This is a genomic window from Alistipes sp. Marseille-P2263 (genome assembly GCF_018101075.1).
Classification (GTDB): Bacteria; Bacteroidota; Bacteroidia; order Bacteroidales; family Rikenellaceae; genus Alistipes; species Alistipes dispar.
Genome location: NZ_JAGQEJ010000008.1, coordinates 22390 through 46193 on the forward strand (window position 1 = coordinate 22390; position 23804 = coordinate 46193).

Consider the following 23804-nt stretch of genomic DNA (forward strand, 5'->3'; position numbering starts at 1 on the left):
GCTATGAAAACCGTCTGCTTATATTTCCAGGTACACCAGCCCTGGCGCCTGAAGAAATACCGTTTCTTCAACATGGGCAAGGATCACAACTACCTGGACGACCTGCTGAACCGATCCATCATGCAGAAGGTGGCCCGGCAGTGCTACCTGCCGATGAACGCGCTGCTGCTGAAGCTCATCAAGGAGAACAAGGGCAAGTTCCGCTGCTCGTTCTCGATCACCGGCATCGCCGTCGAGCAGTTCCGCGCCTACGCGCCCGAGGTGCTCGACTCGTTCAAGGAACTGGCCGCCACGGGATGCGTGGAGTTTTTGGCCGAGACCTACTCCCACTCGCTGGCGTCGCTGGCGTCGAAGGAGGATTTCACCGAACAGGTCCGGCTGCATACGAACCTCATGAAGAAGGAGTTCGGCGTGAAGCCCACGGCCTTCCGCAACACGGAGCTGATCTATTCGGACGACATCGGCGCGATGGTCGCCTCGATGGGCTTCCGCACGATGCTGGCCGAAGGGGCCAAGCACGTGCTGGGCTGGAAGTCGCCCAACTACGTCTATGCCAACGCCGTCGATCAGAAGCTGCGCCTGCTGCTGCGCAACTACAAGCTCTCGGACGACATCGCCTTCCGCTTCTCGAACCGTAGCTGGGACCAGTGGCCCCTAACGGCGGAGAAATACGTGAAGTGGATCGCCTCGGAGGACACCCCGGGCGAAGTCGTGAACCTCTTCATGGACTACGAGACCTTCGGCGAACACCAGACAGCCGACACGGGCATCTTCGAGTTCATGCGCGCCCTGCCGAAGGCGATCCTGGCCAAGAAGAACGACCTGGAGTTCGCCACCGTCAGCGAAGCGGCCAAGAAGCACCAGCCCGTCTCGGTGCTCCACTGCCCGCACGTGATGTCGTGGGCCGACGAGGAGCGCGACGTGACGGCCTGGCTGGGCAACGAGTTGCAGAACGAGGCCTTCTCGAAGCTCTACGCCCAGAAGGAGAAGATCGCGGCGCTGAAAAATCCCGACTTCGACTACGTGTGGAGTTTCATGCAGACCTCCGACCACTTCTACTACATGGCGACGAAGTGGCTCTCGGACGGCGACGTGCACTCCTACTTCAATCCCTACGACTCGGCCTACGACGCCTTCATCAACTACATGAACGTACTGGCCGACTTCATCATCGAGCTGGACAAGGCCGTCGCCGCCAAGGCCGCCAAAGCGAAATAGCCCGGAGCGGACACACCGAAAAAACACCCCTGCCGCGCGCATGCCGGCAGGGGTGTTTTTTCATTCGCATACGGATTCCGGACGGGCCTTCTCTCCGCACGGACCGTCCGGCGAGGCCCGGTCAATACCGGAACCCCCGGTAGCTGCGGGCATCGCGGTCCGCAGCCTCCTGCGGCACCTCGTTCTCGCCGAGGGTGCGGACACAGCGGACGCGGGCCGTCTTGCGGAGCGGCAGCCAGAGCGTCGATCCGGTCCGCATGTGCACGCCGTAACGCTCCTCCTCTCCGAACTGCCGGGGTACGGCGCTCGAACTCCAGTACACCTCGCTGTCGAACGGTTCCAGCCCCGTCAGGCGCACCCGCACGATCACGGCCTGCATCAGCTCCCGCTGCGTCGGAACCCGCCACCGGCCCGCATCGTCGCGCCTTTCGGCGTAACTGCGGCAGAAAGCGACGGCCTCCGCGGCGGTCATCTCCCGCGGAGCGTCCTCGCGGGCGACCTCAAACCGGTCGGCCAGCCCGTTGTCCCGGGCATCGTCGCGCGAAAATCCGTCGTCCGTGACGACGACCCGGCCACCCTCCACCCGGGGGCCGCTACCGTAACTCCGGGCCCCGGCCGGCGACGCGCCGAGCAGCCCTGCGGCGATCAGCAGGGCATACGCCTTTCCCGCTCCGCCCCAAAAAATGAGGGGGGGGGAAACGGGGCCCTGCGGTTTCTCAACTCTCTTTCGGTATTTCATCTTTCCTCTCCTTTTTATCCGGCATCCGGGGGCGAGCCCCGAACCGTTTTCCAGGCCGGACCGCACATAACTCCCTTACGGAAAGGGTGTCCCGCATCCGGACGACACAAAGATAATCAATTTTTCCGCCGATCCGCAAAAATCCCCTCCATATTCGCCCGCGCCCATTCCACGAGTCCGAAAACATGGGGCAGCAGGCTCTCGCCCCGGGCGGTCAGCCGGTATTCCACACGCGGCGGGACCTCGGCGTACACCGTGCGGGCGACCATGCCGTCGGCCTCGAGCGTCCGCAACGTGACGGTCAGCATACGGTGCGAAATGTCGCCCAACGAACGGTGAATCTCGCTGAACCGCATCACGCCGTTGGCATGCAGCGCAATCAGCACGAGCATCGACCACTTGTCGCCCAGCCGGCTCAGCACGTCGCGGACCGGACAGCGGCCCGTAGGCGGAAAATCGTTCAAATTTTTTTTCGTCTCCATCGCTTTGATTTCCAACAACGGTTACACGGCCGTAACCTACTCATCCGGAAGTCACTTCTTGCACGGGAAGGTTATCCGGCGTATATTTGTATGCAAATATAAGAAACTTACCGAAAATAACCGTCATATCATTCAAACACTTGCGACCATGACAAAGAAAGCAGCCGTTCTGGCCGTCGATCCCGTGAACGGGGCGGGCCTGTTCCAGTATCTGGAAACCTTCTTCGAAAACGACATTCCCTTCACCCTGTTCGCCGTCGCCGGCAGCCGGGAAATCCGGACCAATTCGGGCGTCCGGCTCACGGCGGACGCCACGATCGCCGAGCTGAAAGGCCGCGAAGGGGAGTTCGGTGCGCTGGTGTTCGCCTGCGGCGACGCCGTGCCGGTCTTCGCGCAGCACGCCGGCGAACCGTGGAACGCCGCCCTGCTCGGGGAGATAAAGACCTTCGCCGAACAGGGCAAACTCCTGATCGGCCACTGCGGCGCCGGACTGCTCTTCGACATCGCGGGCATCGCCGCCGGAAAGCGCGTGGCCGTGCATCCGCTGGCCAAAGGCGCCGTGCGGCACGCCGCGGCGACGGACTCCGCCACCGAGATCGACGGGAACTTCTACACGGCGCAGGAGGAGCACAAGCTCCCCGAACTGCTCAGCAAGGTCGTGGAGGCGCTGAAATAGCGCTCCGATCCACGCCGCCCGTGTCCGCAAAAGGCCCCGGAACCGCCGGAATCACCCCTTGCGCTTGTAGCGCGACGGGGAGGTTCCGGTGTGTTGCTTGAAGTATTTGCCGAAGAAGGACTGGGTCGAGAAATTCAGGTGGTAGGCGATCTCCTGAATGCTCATTCCGGAGTATTTCAGCAGCGTCTTGGCTTCGAGAATCACCGATTCGTCGATCCACCGCGCCGCCGTCTTGCCGCTCACCTCCTTGACCACCGACGAGAGGTATTTGGGCGTGATGTTGAGCTGGCGGGCGTAGAAGCTCACGTTGCGCTCGCGCTTGTTGTACTGTTGCAGGAGCGACATGAACTCGTTGAACAGCACCTCGCAGCGGCCCTGCTTCAGCTCGCCGGGCCGGTCCCGCTGGTTGATCTCGGTGATGATGTAGAACGCCGTCGTGAAGAGCGTGCGGATGATCTCGTGGCGGTAGCGCTCCTTGTCGCTGCGCAGCATGGTCTTGATGAGCTGGAACAGTTGCCGGATCTCCTCCACGTCCTGCGGCGACACCTCCAGCACGGGAGCCTTGCCGAAACGCATGTACACCGGCAGCGACGTCGAAAGGTCGATCTGAATCTCATTGACGAACGACTTGGAGAAGGCCAGGAAATAGGCCGCGGCGTTCGACGAGCACTTCACCGTGCGGATGATGCTGTTGGGGTTGAAGAAGACGATGGCGTTGGGCCGGACATGGTAGTTCTGCATGTCGATCGACACGGTGGCCTCGCCCGTCATCATGATGATGGCCGAGAAGCCGTCGATGGAGGCCGGGTAGTCGGCCGTCGTGTTGTTCTGCGCCGAAAGGGATGTAATCACCAGATCGTCCGACAGATAGAACACGTCGCTCATTTCCTTTTTGATCCGCGAAATGGAGACTTTGTGCAGTCCTTCGCGCCCGCTGCCGGACGTCGCCTTCGCCGTTTTGCCGTTCTCCGCCATGTATCGAGGTCTTTGCGGACAAAAATAACAAGATTCGACCGGAAATCCAAAAATTCCGGAGGCGAAACGGCCCCGTCCGCCCGGGAAATCTCCGGTGCGCGAACGCACCCGGGAAACACCCGGCAGCCGCTCCGTCCGGAGGCGGAACCGCACCGCGCAGCGGACGCCGCGCCGGACTATCTCTCCCCGGACGGCGGGCAGACGACGCGCAGCCCGCCGGGCAGACACTCGATGTGCAGCGGGAAGTCGGCCCCCTTCTGCCCGTCCACGTCGGTCGGCTCGGCGACCGTCGAACGGATCTCGAGCCGCCGGGCCTGCAGGCGGTGCACGATCTTCGGGTTGCCGCCCAGCAGGTAGCGCCCCATCGCCATCGCCGAGCGCAGGAAGGTCCGCTTCTCGAGCAGGATGCAGTCCAGCAGCCCGTCGCGGATCGAGGAGCGGCGCGCCAGGCGGAACCCGCCGGCCGTCTCGCCGTTGAAGACGAGCACCATGAGCGACCGCAGGTCGAACCGCACGCCGTCGGCCTCGAGCTCCAGCGGCACGGCATGGATCGAGGCGATCTCCCGGGCCCCCTCGATGATATAGGCCAGCTTGCCGAGCCTGTGCTTGCGGTCGTCGGGCGTGCGCTGCGAGGTCGTGGTGAAGATGCCGAAGCTGAAGACATTGACGAAGTAAAGGTCGTTCACACGACCGCAATCGACCCGTTCCTCCACGCCCGAAGCGATCTGCCGCGCCGCTTCGAGCGGCTCGCGCGACATGCCGAGCGCTCCGGCGAAGTCGTTGGCCGTGCCGGCCGGAATCACCCCCACGGGAATGTCCAGCCCCTTGCGCTTCATGGCGTTGAGCACGAAATTGACCGACCCGTCGCCTCCCGCGACGACCATGAGCGACACCGACTCGTTGCCGTCGAACGGATTGGCCGCGAAATCGACCCGCTGCGGGCGGATGTCGTATCCGTAGGCGCGGAACACCGTGCAGATGCCCTCGACATGGGCGGCGATACGCCCTTTGCCCGACTGCGGATTGTAGAGAAAAATGGCTGTTTTCATATTCCGTATGCGCTATTTCATAATCAGTTGTTCCATCGCCGGGGAGACGTACTCCTCGTAGGTGTCGCCGCTGCCGGCGAGGATGAAGTAAACCTTCGCCTCCGGCATCCGCTCCGCGGCCGCCAGCGCGTCGTCGGCCCCCATGGCCAGGAACATGGTCCCCAGCGCATCGGCCTCGGCGCACGTGGGCGCGACGACCGTGACCGAAAGCAGCCGCGAAAGGGCGCTGCGGCCCGTGCGCGGGTCGATCGTATGGGCCACCTTGCGGCCGTCGGCGTCGAGATAGAAGCGGCGGTAGTTGCCCGAGGTGGCCAGCCCGCCCTCCCGCAGCCGGATCCGCTTCTGAAGGTATTCGCCGTCGCTCATGTTGCCGTCGAAGGGGGTTTCCACCCCGATCCGCCACGCCTCGCCCGTGCGATTGACGCCCCGGCAGCGGATCTCGCCGCCGATGTCCACGATGTAGTTCTCGGCGCCGAACCGTTCGACCAGCTCCGCCAGCAGATCGACCGTGTAGCCCTTGGCCACCGAATTGAAGTCGAGCTGCACGCGGGGGTCGCTCTTCACCAGCCGCCCGCGTTCGATGCGGACCTTTTCGCGGCCCACGAAATCGAGGATCGAATCGACGTTCGGGTGCGCCTGGGCCGCCTTGCCGGCGAATCCCCACGCCTCGACGAGCGGCTTGACCGTCACGTCGTAACGCCCCCCGCTCAACGCCCCGATGCTGTCCGCCAGGCGGAGGTTGAAGGCGATATGGCGATCGACGCTGTCCGTCTCGTTGCGGTTCAGCCGGCTCAGCAGCGACGCCGGATCGAAAATCGACATCGAGGCCTTGGCCTCGCGGTCCAGCTCCATGACGGCCGCGTACAGCTCCTGCGACGAGACCCCCTCGACGTCGGCCACCACGTGCAGCGTCGTACCGAGCATCGTGCCGTCCACCACCGTATAGGTACGCGGCCCTCCGCCGCAGCCCGCGAACCCCGCGGCAAAGAGCGCCGCGAAAAGGCCGCAAAGGTTCTTTTTCAGCATAATTTTCACCCGTTTAGCCGCAAAAGTACGATTTTCCCGCCGATCCGGCTACTTTTCCTCCCGAAAAGAGAAATAATTTTTCACATTTCATGCGCAATTCCCATTTATTTCGTACCTTTGCAAAACGCTCTGGCGTTATCCACGGTAAGGGGGATGCGTCGTAGAGTGGAACTTAAATAAACTTTCACACAATGGCTTATTTAACAGCAGAGAAAAAGCAGGAGCTTTTCGGCAAGTACGGCAAGTCTAACACCGACACGGGTTCGCCCGAGAGCCAGATCGCGTTGTTTTCCTACCGTATCAGCCACCTTACTGAACACCTCAAGAGCAACAAGCACGACTTCGGAACCCAGCGCGCGCTGCTGCGCCTGGTAGGTAAGCGCCGCCAGTTGCTGGAGTACCTCAAGGAGGTGGACATCGAGCGCTACCGCGCGATCGTCAAGACACTCAACCTCCGCAAGTAATCCCGAGGCAGAAATGAGGGCAATTCCCGAGAGGGGTTGCCTTCATTTTCATTGAAGACGAACAATCGAAACACACATAGGTTTAAAATTTTTATGGAAGAAAAGAAGCTGTACAACGCAGTCCGTAAAACGATCACGCTGGCCGACGGACGCCGGATCGAGATCGAAACGGGCAAGCTGGCCAAGCAGGCCGACGGCTCGGTGGTCGTCAAGATGGGCGACACGATGCTGCTCGGCACGGTGGTGGCCGCCAAGGATGCAAAACCCGACACCGATTTCATGCCCCTCCAGGTCGAATACAAGGAGAAGTACGCCGCCTGCGGCCGCTACCCCGGAGGCTTCATGAAACGCGAAGGCAAGGCCAATGACAGCGAAGTGCTCGTGGCCCGGCTGATCGACCGCGCGCTCCGCCCCCTGTTCCCCTCGGATTACCACGCCGAAGTCTATGTGACCGTCACGCTGATCTCGGCGGACAAGGATATTCAGCCCGACGCGCTGGCCGGTCTGGCCGCTTCGGCCGCGCTGGCCGTCTCGGACATCCCCTTCGGCGGTCCCATTTCGGAGGTGCGCGTCGTGCGCCGCAACGGCGAGTACGCCATCAACCCCAACTTCTCGGAGATGCCCGAATGCGACCTGGACATCATGGTCGGCGGCACGATCGACAACATCCTGATGGTCGAGGGCGAAATGAAGGAGGTCTCGGAGGAGGTGATGCTCGGCGCCATCAAGTTCGCACACGAGGAGATCAAGAAGCACTGCGCCGTACAGATCGAGCTCTCGAAGGAGCTGGGCAAGGACGTCAAGCGCACCTACTGCCACGAGGTGAACGACGAGGAGCTGCGCCAGACGATCGTCCGCGAGCTCTACGACAAGGCCTACGCCATCGCCACGAGCGGCACGATGAAGCACGAGCGCGAGGATCTGTTCAACGCCCTCGAGGCCGAATTCGCGTCGCGCTACACGGAGGAGGAGCTCGTGGAGAAGGCTCCGTTGATCCACAAGTATTTCCACGACGACGTGCAGAAGAAGGCCATGCGCAACATGATCCTCGACGAGGGCAAGCGCCTCGACGGCCGCCGCACGGACGAAATCCGCCCGATCTGGTGCGAGGTGGGCTACCTGCCCGCGGCCCACGGCTCGGCGATCTTCACGCGCGGCGAAACGCAGTCGCTGACCACCGTGACGCTGGGCACGAAGCTCGACGAAAAGGTCAAGGACGAAGTGCTCGTACAGGGAACCGAGCAGTTCGTGCTGCACTATAACTTCCCGCCCTTCTCGACGGGCGAAGCGAAGGCCGCACGCGGTCTTTCGCGCCGCGAGATCGGCCACGGCCACCTGGCATGGCGCGCCCTGAAGCCGATGGTTCCGCTGGGCGAGGAGAACCCCTACGCCGTGCGCGTCGTGTCGGACATCCTCGAGTCGAACGGCTCGTCGTCGATGGCCACCGTCTGCGCCGGAACGCTCGCCCTGATGGACGCCGGCGTGAAGCTCAAGAAACCCGTGTCGGGTATCGCCATGGGCCTGATCTCCGACTCGCAGACGGGCAAATGGGCCGTGCTGTCGGACATTCTGGGCGATGAGGACCACCTGGGAGACATGGACTTCAAGGTGACGGGAACGCGCGACGGCATCACCGCCACGCAGATGGACATCAAGGTGGACGGCCTCTCCTACGAGGTGCTCGCCGCAGCGCTCGAACAGGCCCGCAAGGGACGCATGCACATCCTCGACAAGATCACGGAGTGCATCGCCGAGCCGCGCGCCGACTACAAGCCGTGCGTGCCGCGCATCGTGCAGATCACCATCCCGCAGGACATGATCGGTTCGGTGATCGGCCCGGGCGGCAAGGTGATCCAGGACATCCAGAAGACCACGAACACCACCATCACCATCACCGAGGAGGACAACAAGGGCATCGTGGACATCTTCGGCATCGACAAGGCCGCCCTCGACGGCGCGCTGGCCCGCATCAAGGCCATCGTGGCCATCCCCGAGGTGGGCGAGACGTACCACGGCCGGATCCGCTCGATCGTGGCCTTCGGCGCGTTCGTCGAGATCATGCCCGGCAAGGACGCCCTGCTCCACATCTCGGAGATCGACTACAAGCGGTTCGAGACGATGGAGGAGACCGGCCTGAAGGAGGGCGACGAGATCGACGTCAAGCTGATCGGCATAGACCCCAAGACGGGCAAACTCAAACTCTCGCGCAAGGCCCTGCTGCCCAAGCCCGAGGGTTACGTGGAGCGGGAGCGCCGCCCGCGTCCCGAGCGCCGCGAACGCCACGAGCGCAAGGAAGAGTAGCCCGACCGGACGGAAAGCGATTATTTCGGGCAGAAACTTCCTGAAAGTTTTTCTGCCCGAAATAATTGCATAATTCACGGAAGTTTTTCTATATTTGCATTGTCCGTCACCGTATAATGCATCCGACGGAACGGGACGGGAAAAGAAAAACCGAAGTGAGAGAGAACAACAGGGGAGAAAAAATTAGGCAAACAACCAAAAATCACATTAAAATTTACCCATTATGAAAAAGCTAATGAAATTGAGCATGGTGCTCGCCGTGGCCGCGCTGGCATTCACGAGCTGCAACTGCTTCAAGAAAATGGCCAAGAACCGGGACGACGTCCAACTGACGGTGGCTCCCGAGATTCTGACGCTCAACAACGGCATCGTGGCCGCCGACATCAACGTAACCTTCCCGGTCAAGTACTTCAACGCGAAGGCCGTCGTCAAGGTGACCCCCGTCATCGTGTTCGAGGGCGGCGAAGTGGCCGGCACGGCTCACTTCTACCAGGGTTCGAAGGTGGACGACAACTACACGGTGGTCGATAAGAAGAACGGCGGCAACGTGACGATGCACGTCGAGTTCCCGTACGATCCCCGCATGGACGAGTGCGCCCTGCAGCTCCGCGCCGAGATCAAGTGCCCGGGCGGCAAGTGCAAGGAGTTCACGCTCGTGAACCTGAACACCGGCGCCATCCCCACGAAGGAGGAGGCCGCCGTGCTGGCCGGCAACGACGCTGCCGCAGCCGCTCTGGCCAAGGAGTTCGGCCTGACGGTCGCCTACGGTCTGAACACGCTGCAGAAGGACATCAAATACGGCGACCTGATGGAGCAGATGGACAACAACTTCAAGCGCATCACCACCGTAGTGGACAAGACCGACCTGCTCTACACGATCAACTCGTCGGTCGTGACGAAGAAGCACGAGAAGGCCGCCAACCTCGGCGCATTCAAGGAGAACGTGGACAAGAACCTCACGAACGACCGCGCAACGCAGAACATCGCCGTGAAGGGTTACGCTTCGCCCGACGGTCCCGAGAAGTTCAACGACAAGCTGTCGAAAGCCCGCAGCGAATCGGGTCACAAGGTGATCGCCAAGCTGCTCAAGGATTCGGGCCTCGATATCGACGCCGCAGCCTACGGCGAGGACTGGGACGGTTTCAAGGAGCTGGTCGAGAAGTCGAACATCAAGGACAAGAACCTCATTCTCCAGGTGCTGAGCCTCTACAACTCGCCCGCCGAGCGTGAGAGCGAAATCAAGAACATGTCGGCCGTATTCAACGAGCTGAAGGAGGAGATCCTGCCCGAGCTGCGCCGCTCGCAGATCGTGAACACCACCGACCTGCAGGGCAAGACCGACGCCGAGATCATGGCCGCTTACCGCAACGGCGGAGAGCTGACCGTCGAGGAGTACCTCTTCGCTGCTCAGGAGCTGACCGACTGCCCGAAGGAGCAGGTAGCCATCCTGACCGCCGCTTCGAAGAAGTACAACGACGCCCGCGTTTACAACAACCTCGGCGTGGCCCAGACGAAGGTCGGCGACAAGGCTGCCGCCCTGAAGTCGTTCGAGAAGGCCGCCAAGATGGATTCGTCGAAGGAGCTGAACAAGAACCTCCTGCTGGCCAACCTCGCCAACAACAACACCGCTGAGGCCAAGAAGTACGCCGCAGCCGCCGACGCTCAGGCAAAGGCCGCCATGGCTGCCGCCGAGGGCGACTACAAGACCGCGGCCCGGAACCTCGAGGGTTACAACGCCGCCATCGCACTGGTACAGTCGAACGACCTGGCCGGCGCCAAGAAGGCCATCGCCAAGGACAATTCGGCCGACGCCGACTACCTGCGCGCCGTGATCGCCGTGAAGGAAGGCGACATGAAGAGCGCCGAGGCTCAGCTCAAGAGCGCTACGTCGAAGAATCCCGAGCTGGCCAAGAAGGCCGCCAAGGACGTGAACCTGAAGGCACTGAAGAAATAATTCGGAAGAGGCGGAGAATCTCCGCTGCGAAAGAGCCCGGACCAAAATGGTCCGGGCTCTCTTTTTGCAGGGAAAACGCATACGAAGGAAAAGAGAGAGCGCCGCAGGAAAGGGATGGCGGCAGGAATGCAAAGCAACGGGACGGCCGTCCGCGGGGAACCCCAAACGCAGAAACAGACGGAAATAAGAGGAGAGGGCAATGTGCGGAGGCAGGCGGTTGCGCAGAAGCACACGCCCGCCGACACGGATATGGATCGAGCGGTCCCGGACATGACTTCGCGGGGCCATTCCGACCCTCCCCCGGACGTATCGCCCGGACGCCATGTCCGACACGACTCGCACAAACGACTCCGGAGACGGCCGCAGATGCCATTCCGAAACGCCCCCGAAACAGCCCGGCCTCTTCGGAAAAGGATTCCGGACGCCGTTCCCGAAAGCAGGAAAGCCCGGAGAGGCCTCCGGAACAGAAAATAAATCCGGCCGGAGAGGGGCGGAGATCGAATAATTTTTCTAATTTTGTCGAAAACAGCGATACCATGGAATACGCCAATCACCTGAAGGAATACGCCCCGGCATGGAGCGCGGAACGCGTGGAGGAAGAGGTAGCCCGCATCCGCAAGGCCGCCGGGGAGCGCAACCGCAACGCGGAAGTTTATAAATTCTGCTACTCGGCCATCGACCTCACGACACTCTCGTGCAACGACTCGGTGGCCTCCGTCACGGAGTTCGCTCGCAAGGCTGCGGAGTTTTACGAGAAATACCCGCATATTCCCAACGTGGCGTCGATCTGCATCTACCCCTCGTTCGTCGAGACCGTCGGTGTGGCCGTGGACGGCACGCCGATGCGCATCACGAGCGTCGGCGGCGGATTCCCCGCATCGCAGACCTACCTCGAAGTGAAGGCGCTCGAAGTGGCGATGGCCGTGGAGAACGGAGCCGACGAAATAGACATCGTGCTCAACGTGGGACGGATGCTCACGGGCGAATACGACGAGGCGGCCAACGAAGTGGAGGTGATCCGCTCGGAGCTGGACGAAGACGTCGTGCTGAAGGTCATCATCGAGTCGGGAGCGCTGAAAACGCCGGAGTTGATCCGACGGGCTTCGCTGCTCTCCATGTTCGCAGGGGCGGATTTCGTGAAGACCTCGACCGGCAAGATCGACGTGGCGGCGACGCCCGAAGCGGCCGTCGTCATGTGTCAGGCGATCCGCGACTATTACGAAAAGACGGGCCGCAAGGTCGGCTTCAAGGCAGCCGGAGGGGTCCGCACGCCCGAGGACGCGGCGCTGTACTACACGATCGTCGAGGAGATTCTGGGCCGGGAATGGCTCACGACCGACCTGTTCCGCATCGGCGCCTCGTCGGCCGCGAACAACCTGCTCTCGGCCATCGAAGGCAAACCCGTGAAATATTACTGATCCGGCGACCGCCCTCCGCAGGGCCTCGGAGAAATCCGACGGTTCCGGCAATCCGCCCGGTCCGGTCCGAAAGAGAGGCGGCAGAACATACGAACGGATTCGGAGAAAACCGAAAACGAACCGAATTACCCTTGCGGCAGCGAATGCCGCAGGGGTAATTTCATTGCAGGGCTCTTGATTTCCCGGAACCGGTCCGGGAACGAAAAAGAACCGCACCGGCAGGCGCGGAACCACTCCCGGCTCAGCGGGAGGACACGGAGTCCGCAGCGACTGCGCCGCGGCTCCCGCTCTCCGCCTCCCGGGCGGAGGTTTCCCCTGCACCGGAACGGGACGTCCCGCCCGGAACGCCGGCGGAGGCTTCGGTCCGCTCCGCACGCAGCGAGAGCATCGAACGGTATTCGCCGCACCGAAGCGCGGCCGCCGCGACCGCGAAAAGCGTCGCCAATGCAGCGATCCAGCCGATCAGTCGCTTAATCATCCCGCTTTCCGTTCAGAATCCCGATGGCCCGCACGATCACGTCGTCCACGGGATAGATTTGTGCATAGAATCCGTCGTCCTCGAGCGACGTGTTGCGCCCGATGTAGGCCCTCAGTTGCGCCTCGATGAGTTTGTGCGAGCGGGCGATATCGTCGTAACGCGGCGCGACGCCCTTGCGGGCCGCATAGGCGATGAAGTCGTCGAAAAGCCTCCGGTCGCCGTCGAGCAGCGAGTCCAGCCCGCCGATCGTCCGCACGGCGTTCAGCGCGTCGCGATGCCGGTCGGCATATTCGATCGTATAGCGGTAGAGGATATTGCGTCCCGCCACCTCGATAAAATACTTCGTCACGTCGGTCGTGTCGGCCGGCACGAAGACGTCGGGCATGATGCCGCCCCCGCCATAGACCACCTTCCCGCCGGGTGTCGTGCGCTTGAGCGAATCGGCGAAGCGGATGCTGTCCGCCGAGAAGAACTCGTTGTTCCGGTAGCGGTTCCAGAGATCCTCCTCGTAGCTCTCGTCGTCGCCGATCGTGTAGGGTTTCTGGATCGAACGCCCCGTCGGCGTGTAGTAGCGGGCCGTCGTCAGCCGCAGGGCCGATCCGTCGGCATAGGGAATCTGCTGCTGCACGAGCCCCTTGCCGAACGAACGGCGGCCGACGATCGTACCGCGGTCGTTGTCCTGCAAGGCGCCGGCCAGAATCTCGCTCGACGAAGCGCTCGCCTCGTCGATGAGCACCGCCACTTCCATCTCCTGAGCCGATCCCGTACCGTCGGCGTATTCGCGCAACTGCTCGTGGCGGCGGTCCTCCGTATAGACGATCAACTGCCCCTCGTGCAGAAATTCGTTGGCCACGGCGATGGCCTGGTCGAGGAATCCGCCCGAGTTGCCGCGCAGGTCGAAGATGAGCTTCGACACCCCCTGCGCCCGCAGCGTATCCAGCGCCGCACGGAACTCTCCGGCGGTCGTCCGTGCGAACTGCCCCAGCTTGACATAGCCGATGCCGTCCACGATGCGGAAGGCCGACTCGACGCTCCGGATCGGAATGATGCCGCGTTCGACCTCCACCTCCACCAGTCCGTCGATCCCCTGCCGGCCGAGCCCCAGACGGACCTTCGAGCCGCGCGGCCCGCGCAACATCTTCACCACCTCGTTCTGAGGAATCTTCCGCCCGGCGACGAGCGAATCGCCGATCTCGACGATCCGGTCCCCGGCCTTGACACCGGCCTTGTCGCTCGGGCCGTGAGGGATGACGTTCAGCACGATCACCGTATCGGTGGCCATGTTGAACACCACGCCGATCCCGTCGAACTCGCCTTCGAGCGGCTCGTTCAGCGCGGCCATCTCCGACGCGGGGATATAGACCGAATGGGGGTCCAGCTCCCGCACGAGCAGCGGAATGACGTGCTCGGCGAGCGAATCCATCGACACCGAATCGACGTAGCGGTTCTCGATGAGCGACAGCGTATAGGTCAGTTTGTTGGACGGCACGGACATGTGGCTCAGCATCCCCCGGATCTGCGACGCCGTGTCGTGCCGTCCGAGATATTGGCCGAGCAGGATGCCCAGCACGACGCCCGCCGACAGGATCAGCGGGAAAATCACCGTATGTTTCGAATTTCTGTACATCGCATGACGCGGCCCGCGGCCGCTACGGAATTACTTGTTCTTGAAGGTATAGGTCAGACCCACCAGCAGTTGCGTATTGGTCTGCACGTCGAGATTCTGCGCCCGGTTGTAGTAGAGCTGGAAGTTGAGCGTCGTCTTGATATACTTCGTGGCGTAGATTTCGAGCGTGTTCTCCCAGCGTACCGTCGGATGGATCGGCAGGCGGGGTTTGTCCTTGATATTCTGGCCGCCGCTCAGCCACTTCTCGTAGGCGAGACGGTACTCCGTGTAGTCGCGGATCTTGTTCTTCTGTCCCAGGTCGGTCATCCAGCCGTAGAATCCCGAGATACGAGTCTTGTAGTGCAGGTAGTTCGACTTGCCGAAGGTCCGGTCGAAGTCGATCTGAATGGACGAGCCGCCCTCGTATTTCGACGTCTTGTCGGGGTCCTCGATACCGTAGGAGTAGGCGGGCTTGATCTCGTTGCCGTCCTTATCGACCTGCCGCCGGCGAATCCAGTCGCTCTCGGCGAAGGTGGCGTTGAGCGACAACGGCGAGAGGTTGATGACGATGGGAAACTTCTTGACTGGGCAGTTGTAGGTGAAACCGAACGAAATATCCAGATAACCCGGGGTCATGAAGGTGCTTTTCAGGTGCTTGCGCTCCTGCTCCGTACGCGATACATAGCCGTTCACGAACTGGCTGCGGAATTTGAAGATCGAACCGTAGGACCAGTTCTTCGACATCTTGAAGGCCGGGGAGACCGAAATGTCGAATTCGTCCTGGTTCTTGAACCAGATGCCGTTGCTGTCGGTCGAACCGTCGTCGTTGGTCGTCTCGACCCGCATCCGGTTGTAGCCCATCTTGGCGTTGAAAATCGTCTCTACCGTGAAGAGATTCTTCGTGAAAGTATGCTTCAGGAAAAGCGTCGCCGTCAGCGCGATGGAGTTGTCACCGCCCGACACGGCGATCCACGAATCGTTGTACGAGGTGAGCGATCCCTGCAAGTCGGCCTTTATCTCCAGGTAGTTGCGCTCCTTCCGGATCGCCGCCCGCTCGGCCTTGTAACGGGCCAGGCTGAAATAATCGACATCCACGGGAGTCGATTTCAGCCGGTCGCGGAAAGTCACGCCCTCCTGTTCCGCATTCACTTCGTCGATCGAAATCTGCGCCGCGGCCGGGAGAGCGGAGACCAGAAACGACGACAAGGCGAGCAGCAGGTAAAAATGTTTCATAATGAAGCGATTGTATTTTCAAGTAGCAAAGTTATGAATTTATTTACAAAATATTTACATTTGTCGGGAACTTAAACCGATTGACACGACAGATGAAATATTTCGGAGCACACGTAAGCGCCTCGGGCGGCGTGGAGAACGCCCCCGCCAATGCGCACGCGATCGGCGCCACCGCCTTCGCGCTCTTCACCAAGAACCAGCGGCAATGGGTCGCCGCCCCGCTCCGCGCGGAACAGATAGCGGCCTTCCGCAAGGCGTGCGACGAGCTGGGATACGCTCCGGCGCAGATCCTGCCGCACGACTCGTACCTGATAAACCTCGGACACCCCGAGCGCGAGGCGCTCGAAAAATCACGGACCGCCTTTCTCGACGAAATGCGGCGCTGCGAGCAACTGGGACTCGACCGACTGAACTTCCACCCGGGGAGCCACCTACAGAAGATCGCCGAGGAGGAGAGCCTCGACCGGATCGCCGAGTCGATCAACCTCGCGCTGGACCGCACGCACGGCGTCACGGCCGTCATCGAGAATACGGCCGGGCAGGGTTCGAATCTCGGATTCCGGTTCGAGCACCTCGCCTACCTGATCGACCGCGTGGAGGACAAGTCGCGCGTGGGCGTCTGCATCGACACCTGCCACGCCTTCGCCGCGGGATACGACCTGCGCACGGCCGAGGCGTGCGACGCCACGTTCGCCGAGCTGGAGCGCGTCGTGGGATTCCGCTACCTCAGGGGGATGCATCTGAACGATGCGATGAAGCCCCTCGACAGCCGCGTGGACCGCCACACGCCGCTGGGCGACGGACAAATCGGCATCGAATGCTTCCGCTACATCGCCCGCGACAAGCGGTTCGACGGCATTCCGCTGATTCTCGAAACCCCCGACGAAGCCCGCTGGAGCGAGGAAATCGCGCGGCTGAAGGCATTCGCCGGGGAGGCGTAACCCCGGGGGACCGCCGGCGAGCGAAAACCGCCCCTGCGACCGCACGTGTCGCAGGGGCGGTTTTCGCATACGGGGCGCCCTCACAGCCGGTCCAGACACCGCCGGATGACCGCCGCGCTGCCGCGCACCTCCTCTTCGGAGATCGTCAGCGGCGGCGAAATGCGGAACGCCGTGTCGCAGAAGAGGAACCAGTCGCTCAGGATGCCCTCCTCCCGGAACAGTTCCATCATGCGGTAAAGCCGGGCCGAATCGCCCAGTTCGACGGCCAGCAGCAGGCCGCTGCGGCGAATCTCCCGCACGGCCGCATGGCCGCCCAGCAGCTCCTCGTACAACGCCCCCTTCGCCTCGACCTGCCGCACGACGTCGTTTTCCAGGAGGTATTCGAGGGCCGCCAGCCCCGCGGCGCAGCAGACCGGATGGCCGCCGAAAGTGGTGATATGCCCCAGCACGGGATTCGACTGCAACGTGTCCATGATCTCGTGCCGCGAGACGAAGGCCCCGAGCGGCATGCCGCCGCCGAAGGCTTTCGCCAGACAGACGATGTCGGGCGTGACGCCGTACTTGAGCATGGCGAACAGCTCGCCCGTGCGGCCCATGCCGGTCTGTATCTCGTCGAAGACGAGCAGCGCCCCCACCTCGTCGCAGCGCCTGCGCAGCGCCTCGAGGTAGCCCGGCCGCGGCGGCCGCACCCCCGCTTCGCCCTGCACCGGCTCGGCCAGCACGCAGGCCGTGCGGCGCGTGATGCGCTCCAACTGCGCGAAGTCGTTGAACTCGATGGCCTGCACGTCGGGCAGCAGGGGCCGGAACGCCCCTTTCCACTCCTCGCCCTCGGGCGCGCCCATCATCGTCATCGCGCCGTGCGTCGAACCGTGGTAGGCCCTCCGCATCGAGATCATCTCCGTGCGCCCCGTGAACCGCTTGGCCAGCTTCAGCGCCCCCTCGACCGCCTCGGCACCCGAATTGACGAAATAGACGCTCTCGAGCGGCGCAGGCAGCAGCGACGCGATCTTCGCGGCGTACTCCACCTGCGGGGTTTCGATCAGCTCGCCGTAAACCATCACGTGCATGTAGCGTGCGGCCTGCTCCTGCACGGCCCGCACTACGGCCGGATTGGCATGGCCCACGTTGCTCACCGAGACGCCCGCCACCAGATCGTAATACCGCTTTCCTTCGGGCGTATAGAAAAACGAACCCTCGGCCCGGGCCACCTCCACCAGCATCGGCGAAGGCGAAGTCTGGGCCACACGGGCCAGGAACTGTTTCCGTAAAATCGTATCGTTCATAGAAATAACCGAATTTTCCATTTTTCCCTCCGCCGGACCGGGACACGTCCACGCGCACGGGAGCATCCCCGCAGCCGCCGTTTCACGGCCGCCCGGCGGAACGACCGTCACCGCGGCCGCAGCGCGAAACCCGCGTCCGGACGGTCTCAAAGGCCGCCGCTGCCGAAACGCCGCCGTAGAATCTCTTCCGAATCCTTCACGCTGCGGCGCATCCAGCGCTCCAGCACCTCGGCCTGCGAGGCAAGGGGCATCCGCCACCCGGGAACCGTGAGCCGCACGCGCTCCGAAAGCATGTAAATCAGGATCGCCGCCGAGGCCGAGACATTCAGACTCTCGACCATCCCGCACATCGGAATACGCAGGAACTCGTCCGCCGCGGCGACGATCCCGTCCGAAATCCCGGCGTGCTCCGTGCCGAAGACCAGCGCGAAGGGCCCCCGCGCGACGTCGAACGTCTCGGGGGTGCAGTCCTCGCGGTGGGGCGTCGTGGCGACGATGCGGTAACCCGCGCCGCGGAGCGCCGCCAGCGCGTCGTCCGTCGAACGATGCCGCCGGATGTCCACCCACCGGTCGGTCCCCCGCACCACGGCCGCACTCGGCTCGAACGGACAGAGACTTTCGACCGTGTGCATCTCCTGAATGCCGAACGCCTCGCAATGGCGCACCAGCGCGGCGGCGTTCTGGCCGTGGAACATGTTCTCGGCCAGCACCGTCATATAACGCGTCCGGCCGGCGACCGTCCGCCGCAGCACGGCATAGCGGTCCGCGGTCATGAACTCCGCCAGGCAGGCGATCCGTCCGGCAAGATGTCCGGCTTCGGGGCCGAACCCGCCATCGGAAGCGGCTTCGTCATTTGCGGTATTTTTCATCTTCGTCGAGGATTTTCAGGTAACTTTCGTAGCGGGCCGGGGCGATCTCTCCCCTCCGCACGGCCTCCACGACCGCACAGCCCGGTTCGTGCGTGTGCGTGCAGTTGTAGAAGCGGCAGCCGGGAGCCGTGCGCATCATCTCCGGGAAGTAGTGCCACAACTCGGCCCCGTCGATGTCGAGCAGCCCGAATCCCTTGATGCCGGGCGTGTCGATCACCGCCCCGCCCCCGGCGAGGGGATACATGGCCGAAAAGGTCGTCGTATGCCGCCCCTTGCGGTGGCTCTCGGAAATCTCGCCCGTGCGGATGTCGAGCGACGGGTCGATAGCCCGGACGAGCGTCGATTTCCCTACGCCCGAATTGCCCGCCACGAGCGTCGTGCACCCCGCGAGCAGCTCCCGTACCTCCTCCACGCCGACGCCCTGCGGCGCGGCGGCCTCCAGCACGCGGTAGCCGGCCCCTTCGTACACGGCGCGGAAGGCGGCGACGGCCTCCGGATCCTGCAGGTCGATCTTCGACAGCAGGATCGCCGCCGGGACCTTGTAGGCCTCGCACGTCACCAGGAAACGGTCCACGAATTCCGTGGCGGTCTCGGGCGCGCGCAGCGTCACGACCAGCAGCGCGCGATCGACGTTGGCGGCGATGATATGCGACTCCTTCGAAAGGTTCGAAGCCCTGCGGATCACGTAGTTGCGGCGCGGCGCGATGTCGGCGATCACGTAGTCGCCCCCGTCGTCGGCCTCGCACGCCACCTCGTCGCCCACCACCACCGGATTGGTCGAACGGCGCCCTTGCAGACGCAGGCGGCCCCGCATGCGGCAGCGGACCGTCTCCCCGTCGTGCCGCACCTCGTACCAGCTTCCGGTCGCGCGGACCACCGTTCCCGTAAAACGCTTCTCCATAGGCTATTCGTCCCGCTGCGGAACCCGGTCGCCGACCCATTCCAGGAAAGGGAAGACGGCCTCCGAGAGACGCAGCACCGGTTCATAACATTTCGACTGTCCGACCGTCCGCGGGCCGACCAGCGCGTAATCCGCATTGAGCTTGTCGAACGCCGAGAACAACGCGCTCAGTATCAACAGATACTTCAGCACGGAAACCGCCACGCCCAGCAGGATGTCGGCGATGCCCAGCCCTGCGAAACGGCACAGACGGCGCACCAGCCGCGCCGCGACGGCCACCGCCAGCACGACGGCCACGAGCACCGCGGCGAAGCCTCCCGCCGCGGCGAACTCCCCGTCGAGCTCGAGCCACGCCCCGACCCGGCCGCCGTAGTGCGCCGCCAGCCAGATGCCGGCGACCACTCCCGCCAGCGAACATACCTGCACGACGAAGCCCTGCCGCCAGCCGTTCCAGACGGCCAGCGCCAGCACCAGGCAGACTATAAGGTCGATAGCGTTCAAAAGCAGCGGGTTTCGCGTGTAAAGATACTACTTTTGGCCGAACCGCCCAAAAAAAGAAAAACCCGTACGTCACGGGAGCCACAGATACCTAACCCAATATATTAAATAGGTATGTCCTACGCACGGATCACATCGCGCAACCCGACCTCGAGCGCATTGCAGATGATACAAATGGTCCTGATCGTAAGATTCGTGCGCCCCGCCTCGATCCGGCTCAGGTTGGATCTTTCCATGTCGCAACGATACGCAAGTTCCTGCACAGTCAGCTTTTTTTCCTTCCTCAACTCCCTAATTCTCGAGGAGATATAGGCGATCTCCTCTTCATAAACAACCCCCATCTCAAAAATTTGAACAAAAATTTTGCTGTGCAAATTTTTATATATATATTTGCATCGTTGGTATCATATATGATACACAAAAAGCGTACAGAGCGCACTTTTAACGGGGAAAACAGGTAACGGATAAAACAAGAACGACATAAACAACCAATCCATTTCAATTCTAATTTGTATGAAGAAAATTTTTAAAAATCTTCTTGCATTGTTCTTAACAGGAACAATGCTGGCAGGTGTCGGTTGTAAGGACTACGACGACGACATCAACAAGATCAACGACCGGATCGACGAATTGACGACCGGCAAGATCGCAGACATCGAGTCCCAGCTCAGCTCGATGCAAACGACCGTCGAGAGCCTCAAAGCTCTCGAAACGCGTATTAAGGCCCTCGAAGACGCTCAGGTCACGGACGCAGACCTGCAAACCCTCCGCGATGCCATCGACGCCATCGAGGCGAACTACGCGACGAAAGATTACCTTTCGACCACGCTCGCATCGTACGCTACGACCCAGTACGTAGGCGAGGCGATCAAGAAGGTGACGGAGGCTCTGGGAGCCTTCACGACCGATGAGGCCATCCAGAAGGCCATCGACGACGCCAAGAGCGCCGCCATCACGGCTGCCGGCAAGGCCTGCGAAGAGGCCTTCAAGACCGCAGTCGAGAGCGTTATCGCCGGCGCCACCGAAGAGCCCGCGAACGAAATCGGCAAGGCATTCGCGGCATACAACGAGCACATCGAGCAGTTGCTGACCGACGCTGTCGAGAACGAGGACGGTTTCATCAACGAGAAGATCGCCGAAATGATCCAGGATGCCGTAAAGGAAATGGCAGCCAAGATCGCCGGCCGTCTGACGAGCGTCCAACTGATTCCCGATCTGTACATAGACGGAATCGAGACGATCGAGCTGAAATCGCTCAAGTACAAGGCATGGTCGGTAAATGAGACGACCGAAACGATCTCCCAGAGCGGACCGGTTGCAACGACCGCCCAGAACGCTACGGCCGTTCGCTACCTGGTAAGCCCGTCGCTCGTAACCATAGATGACATCAAGGAGCCGAGCTACATCTTCGAAAAGGCCGAGGTGCGCACGACGCGTGCTGCCGTGAAAGATCAACTGCTTTCCGTGGATTCCTACGAGGTTGCCGACGGTGTCCTGACCGTAAACGTGAAGAAGAAATCGGGCGTAGAGATCAAACTGAACGACGGCCATGTCTATACGGCTGCCCTCGCAGTGCCCATCGCCGACCAATGGCTCGGTGAAAAAGAGACCGGAACGTCCGTCTATTCGGATTTCGTAGCTCTGTCCGAGGCGACCATCGAGCCCAAGATCGCTGCCGCCGCATACGATTGCGATAAGGAGAACCACAATCACTATTCGGAAAGTTACGCAGCCGCAAAAGCTTCCGATCCCATCAAGATGGTCGCCTACAACGAGCCGCTCGAACTGTTGCCGCTCGTAACGGGTTGCTACATGAAGGGCGAGAATGCCGTCGAAATTACGAAAGAGGAGCTGAAAGCCGCAGGCCTCGAGTTCCGCTTCGATGTGCCGACCGCAGCTTACACGATCGGCGACAACAAGACCGACCAGCAGGATTTCGCTTCCGTCTCGAAAGGCGAGGACGGATGGAAGATCTCGTCGCGACTGCCCGACGGTACAACCAATAACAAAGCCGCTATCGACAAGACCCCGATCGTCCGCGTCGAGTTGATAGACGTGAACAACAAGAATGCGATCGCCGACGTGCGCTATTTCAAGATCCAGTGGGTCAAGGAGACGATTCCGGCTCTGCCTCTGGGTGTTCTGAAGACTTTCGACTATACGCTCAGTTGCGAAGAATTCTCCGGTGAATTCCTTTGGAATGAAATGGTAAACGAGGTGCTCGGCAAGATCGGCGAAAATGGCATGTCGCAGGATGAGTTCCTCGCAACCTACGGCGCTCCCGTGATCGAAGCAGAAGGCTACGACAAAGGATCCGTCGCCGCAGAAGGCGTTCCGGAGGCCGAAAACGCCGAGTTCGTCTATAACTTCGACGCTGCTGCCGACGAATCCGCCGCCGCATTCACCTGGACGCTGACGACCAAACAGATCGGAACCGTCATCGACAAGCTCACGGCAGGCGAAGAGGTCAAGTACACGGTCAATGTAACCATCCCCGCCAAGATCGAGTACCAGGGTGCCATAACCTTCGCATTCGAGGTAGTCGTGAAGCTCCCGCAGTTGCCCGGCATCTACGGATACGAATCGACGAACTGGTACAACCCGGATTACACGCTCGCCCGCGTATTCCCGATCCAGTACAACACGCCGGGAGCCCTCGAAACCTGCGCATACCGTTACGAACTCGACCGTCTGTTCGCCGACAGCAAACCGGTCAAGGACATGCTGCCCTGCGGCAAGTGGGACATCCAGTTCGCTCAGAAGCAGCCAAGCGTATACAGCTCCGGCGCAACGAAGGTTCCGTCCGATGATGCTGCGGGCCATACCCTGGTCAAGGGGCTGACGACGGCCGTACAGCTCAACTACGCAGCCGGCGATCCCTGGTACGCACCTGCTGCTCCCCTTACGCCCGGCGCTACGAACGTGGCCGAAGCATCCGACATCCAGGTACAGGTAATGCACAACGCCGAAGGTATCGGCATACTGGGTCAGGAGGCGACTCTCCAGGTTTGGGCCGCCATCAACGACTACAACCGCATCGCGCTGCATACGTTCAACATTCTCTTCGTAGAACCGCTGAAGATCAACACCGAACTGGAGAACGCCTACTTCGTGGACCAGCTCATCAGCGGCTCGACGATCGACTGCTCGAAGGCCTTCACGATGACCGACTTCAAGGATTACATCGTAGCCGAGACCACCACGGGCTCCGGCGAAAAGGAGAAATACGCCGCCGAACTCTACAAGTACTATCAGGTCGTAGCTCCGAAGTGGGACCTGGCCGAGGCCAAGACCAACCTCAAGAAGGACAACGCAGGCAACTACGTGGTAGACGAGTCGATCACGGCAGACAACGCCCAGATCAAGGCAGAAGACCGCTTCGGTGTAAACTGCATCACGGAGAACACCGCGGAATCGACCCTGACCTTCAAGAACATCAGCGGCGTGAAGGTTGAGAAGGCCGTGAAACTCTTCATCCCCGTAACCGTAAGCCACAAGTGGGGCACGCTGACGGCAACCGTTACCGTCGATCTGCTTCCCGAGGCTTCGGCCGAATAACGACAACTCTCTCCCCTCCCCTTCCGGTTTCCGGGCCGGGATCCCGACCCGGAAGCCAGGAAGGCAATAACTCCCGGCGGACCGCAGCAATAGCTGCGGTCTGCTATTTTTATATTATCTTTGCAGGGACCTCTC

Annotated in this window: 21 protein-coding genes; 8 read left to right on the forward strand and 13 right to left on the reverse strand. The window is 61.7% G+C overall.

Annotated elements, in window-relative coordinates:
- Positions 1-3: 3 nt before the first annotated feature.
- Complete coding sequence (locus tag KB554_RS10130; protein ID WP_141428483.1) at positions 4-1218, forward strand: glycoside hydrolase family 57 protein; 1215 nt, start codon at positions 4-6, stop codon at positions 1216-1218.
- 121 nt (positions 1219-1339) lie between these two features.
- On the opposite strand, the gene KB554_RS10135 is transcribed toward KB554_RS10130, so the two are convergent.
- Together KB554_RS10135 and KB554_RS10140 are read right to left on the reverse strand one after the other, a co-directional pair.
- Complete coding sequence (locus KB554_RS10135) at positions 1340-1957, reverse strand: DUF1566 domain-containing protein (RefSeq protein ID WP_211035931.1); 618 nt, start codon at positions 1955-1957, stop codon at positions 1340-1342.
- A gap of 116 nt (positions 1958-2073) precedes the next feature.
- Positions 2074-2421: a helix-turn-helix domain-containing protein gene (locus KB554_RS10140; protein ID WP_211036039.1), complete on the reverse strand. Its 348-nt coding sequence runs from the start codon at positions 2419-2421 to the stop codon at positions 2074-2076.
- A gap of 166 nt (positions 2422-2587) precedes the next feature.
- Between KB554_RS10140 and KB554_RS10145 the strand changes: the two genes are divergently transcribed.
- The gene (locus KB554_RS10145; protein ID WP_211035933.1) at positions 2588-3115 is read left to right on the forward strand and encodes a DJ-1/PfpI family protein; all 528 of its coding nucleotides are present in this window, start codon (positions 2588-2590) and stop codon (positions 3113-3115) included.
- Positions 3116-3166: 51 nt separating this feature from the next.
- On the opposite strand, the gene KB554_RS10150 is transcribed toward KB554_RS10145, so the two are convergent.
- The 3 genes from KB554_RS10150 to KB554_RS10160 all read right to left on the reverse strand — a co-directional run bounded on the left by KB554_RS10150 (position 3167) and on the right by KB554_RS10160 (position 6165).
- A complete protein-coding gene (locus tag KB554_RS10150; protein WP_211035936.1) occupies positions 3167-4090 on the reverse strand; it encodes a helix-turn-helix domain-containing protein in 924 nt (307 codons plus the stop codon).
- 176 nt (positions 4091-4266) lie between these two features.
- On the reverse strand, positions 4267-5139 hold the full coding sequence (locus KB554_RS10155; RefSeq protein WP_141428478.1) for a YegS/Rv2252/BmrU family lipid kinase: 873 nt from the start codon (positions 5137-5139) through the stop codon (positions 4267-4269).
- A gap of 12 nt (positions 5140-5151) precedes the next feature.
- Entirely contained in the window at positions 5152-6165 is a 1014-nt protein-coding gene (locus KB554_RS10160; protein ID WP_141428477.1) for an FAD:protein FMN transferase, read from the reverse strand.
- A gap of 191 nt (positions 6166-6356) precedes the next feature.
- Here KB554_RS10160 and rpsO point away from each other — a divergent pair, with 191 nt between their 5' ends.
- The 4 genes from rpsO to deoC all read left to right on the forward strand — a co-directional run bounded on the left by rpsO (position 6357) and on the right by deoC (position 12302).
- Positions 6357-6629, forward strand: a complete 273-nt coding sequence (gene rpsO, locus KB554_RS10165; protein WP_141428476.1) for a 30S ribosomal protein S15 — start codon at positions 6357-6359, stop codon at positions 6627-6629.
- Between the two features lie 93 nt (positions 6630-6722).
- Positions 6723-8930, forward strand: a complete 2208-nt coding sequence (gene pnp / locus KB554_RS10170; RefSeq protein WP_141428475.1) for a polyribonucleotide nucleotidyltransferase — start codon at positions 6723-6725, stop codon at positions 8928-8930.
- Between the two features lie 235 nt (positions 8931-9165).
- Positions 9166-10884, forward strand: coding sequence for a hypothetical protein (locus KB554_RS10175; RefSeq protein ID WP_211036040.1), 1719 nt, complete (start codon positions 9166-9168; stop codon positions 10882-10884).
- Positions 10885-11420: 536 nt separating this feature from the next.
- Complete coding sequence (deoC, locus tag KB554_RS10180; RefSeq protein WP_211035937.1) at positions 11421-12302, forward strand: deoxyribose-phosphate aldolase; 882 nt, start codon at positions 11421-11423, stop codon at positions 12300-12302.
- A 241-nt stretch (positions 12303-12543) separates the two neighbouring features.
- Here deoC and KB554_RS10185 read toward each other — a convergent pair whose 3' ends face one another.
- Genes KB554_RS10185 through KB554_RS10195 form a run of 3 tightly spaced genes read right to left on the reverse strand, consistent with a single transcriptional unit; the run spans position 12544 to position 15619 of the window.
- A complete protein-coding gene (locus KB554_RS10185) occupies positions 12544-12780 on the reverse strand; it encodes a hypothetical protein (RefSeq protein ID WP_211035939.1) in 237 nt (78 codons plus the stop codon).
- Positions 12773-14407 carry a S41 family peptidase gene (locus KB554_RS10190; protein ID WP_141428472.1) on the reverse strand — a complete coding sequence of 545 codons (1635 nt, stop codon included), beginning with the start codon at positions 14405-14407 and terminating at the stop codon, positions 12773-12775. Before KB554_RS10190 ends, KB554_RS10185 begins: the two co-directional genes overlap by 8 nt.
- A gap of 30 nt (positions 14408-14437) precedes the next feature.
- Positions 14438-15619 (reverse strand): DUF3078 domain-containing protein, encoded by a 1182-nt coding sequence (locus tag KB554_RS10195; RefSeq protein WP_211035941.1) that lies wholly within the window; start codon positions 15617-15619, stop codon positions 14438-14440.
- Positions 15620-15711: 92 nt separating this feature from the next.
- On the opposite strand from KB554_RS10195, the gene nfo reads away from it, so the two are divergent.
- Positions 15712-16560, forward strand: coding sequence for a deoxyribonuclease IV (gene nfo / locus KB554_RS10200; protein ID WP_141428470.1), 849 nt, complete (start codon positions 15712-15714; stop codon positions 16558-16560).
- 80 nt (positions 16561-16640) lie between these two features.
- On the opposite strand, the gene KB554_RS10205 is transcribed toward nfo, so the two are convergent.
- From KB554_RS10205 to KB554_RS10225, 5 genes are all read right to left on the reverse strand, one after another.
- The gene (locus KB554_RS10205; RefSeq protein ID WP_211035943.1) at positions 16641-17843 is read right to left on the reverse strand and encodes an aspartate aminotransferase family protein; all 1203 of its coding nucleotides are present in this window, start codon (positions 17841-17843) and stop codon (positions 16641-16643) included.
- A gap of 146 nt (positions 17844-17989) precedes the next feature.
- Positions 17990-18616 carry an RNA methyltransferase gene (locus KB554_RS10210; protein WP_232522959.1) on the reverse strand — a complete coding sequence of 209 codons (627 nt, stop codon included), beginning with the start codon at positions 18614-18616 and terminating at the stop codon, positions 17990-17992.
- A gap of 76 nt (positions 18617-18692) precedes the next feature.
- Positions 18693-19613, reverse strand: coding sequence for a ribosome small subunit-dependent GTPase A (gene rsgA, locus KB554_RS10215; RefSeq protein WP_211035947.1), 921 nt, complete (start codon positions 19611-19613; stop codon positions 18693-18695).
- 3 nt (positions 19614-19616) lie between these two features.
- A complete protein-coding gene (locus tag KB554_RS10220; protein ID WP_211035949.1) occupies positions 19617-20114 on the reverse strand; it encodes a CvpA family protein in 498 nt (165 codons plus the stop codon).
- Positions 20115-20230: 116 nt separating this feature from the next.
- Positions 20231-20452: a helix-turn-helix transcriptional regulator gene (locus tag KB554_RS10225; protein ID WP_211036041.1), complete on the reverse strand. Its 222-nt coding sequence runs from the start codon at positions 20450-20452 to the stop codon at positions 20231-20233.
- A gap of 220 nt (positions 20453-20672) precedes the next feature.
- Here KB554_RS10225 and KB554_RS10230 point away from each other — a divergent pair, with 220 nt between their 5' ends.
- On the forward strand, positions 20673-23669 hold the full coding sequence (locus KB554_RS10230) for a hypothetical protein (protein ID WP_211035951.1): 2997 nt from the start codon (positions 20673-20675) through the stop codon (positions 23667-23669).
- Positions 23670-23804: the final 135 nt, after the last annotated feature.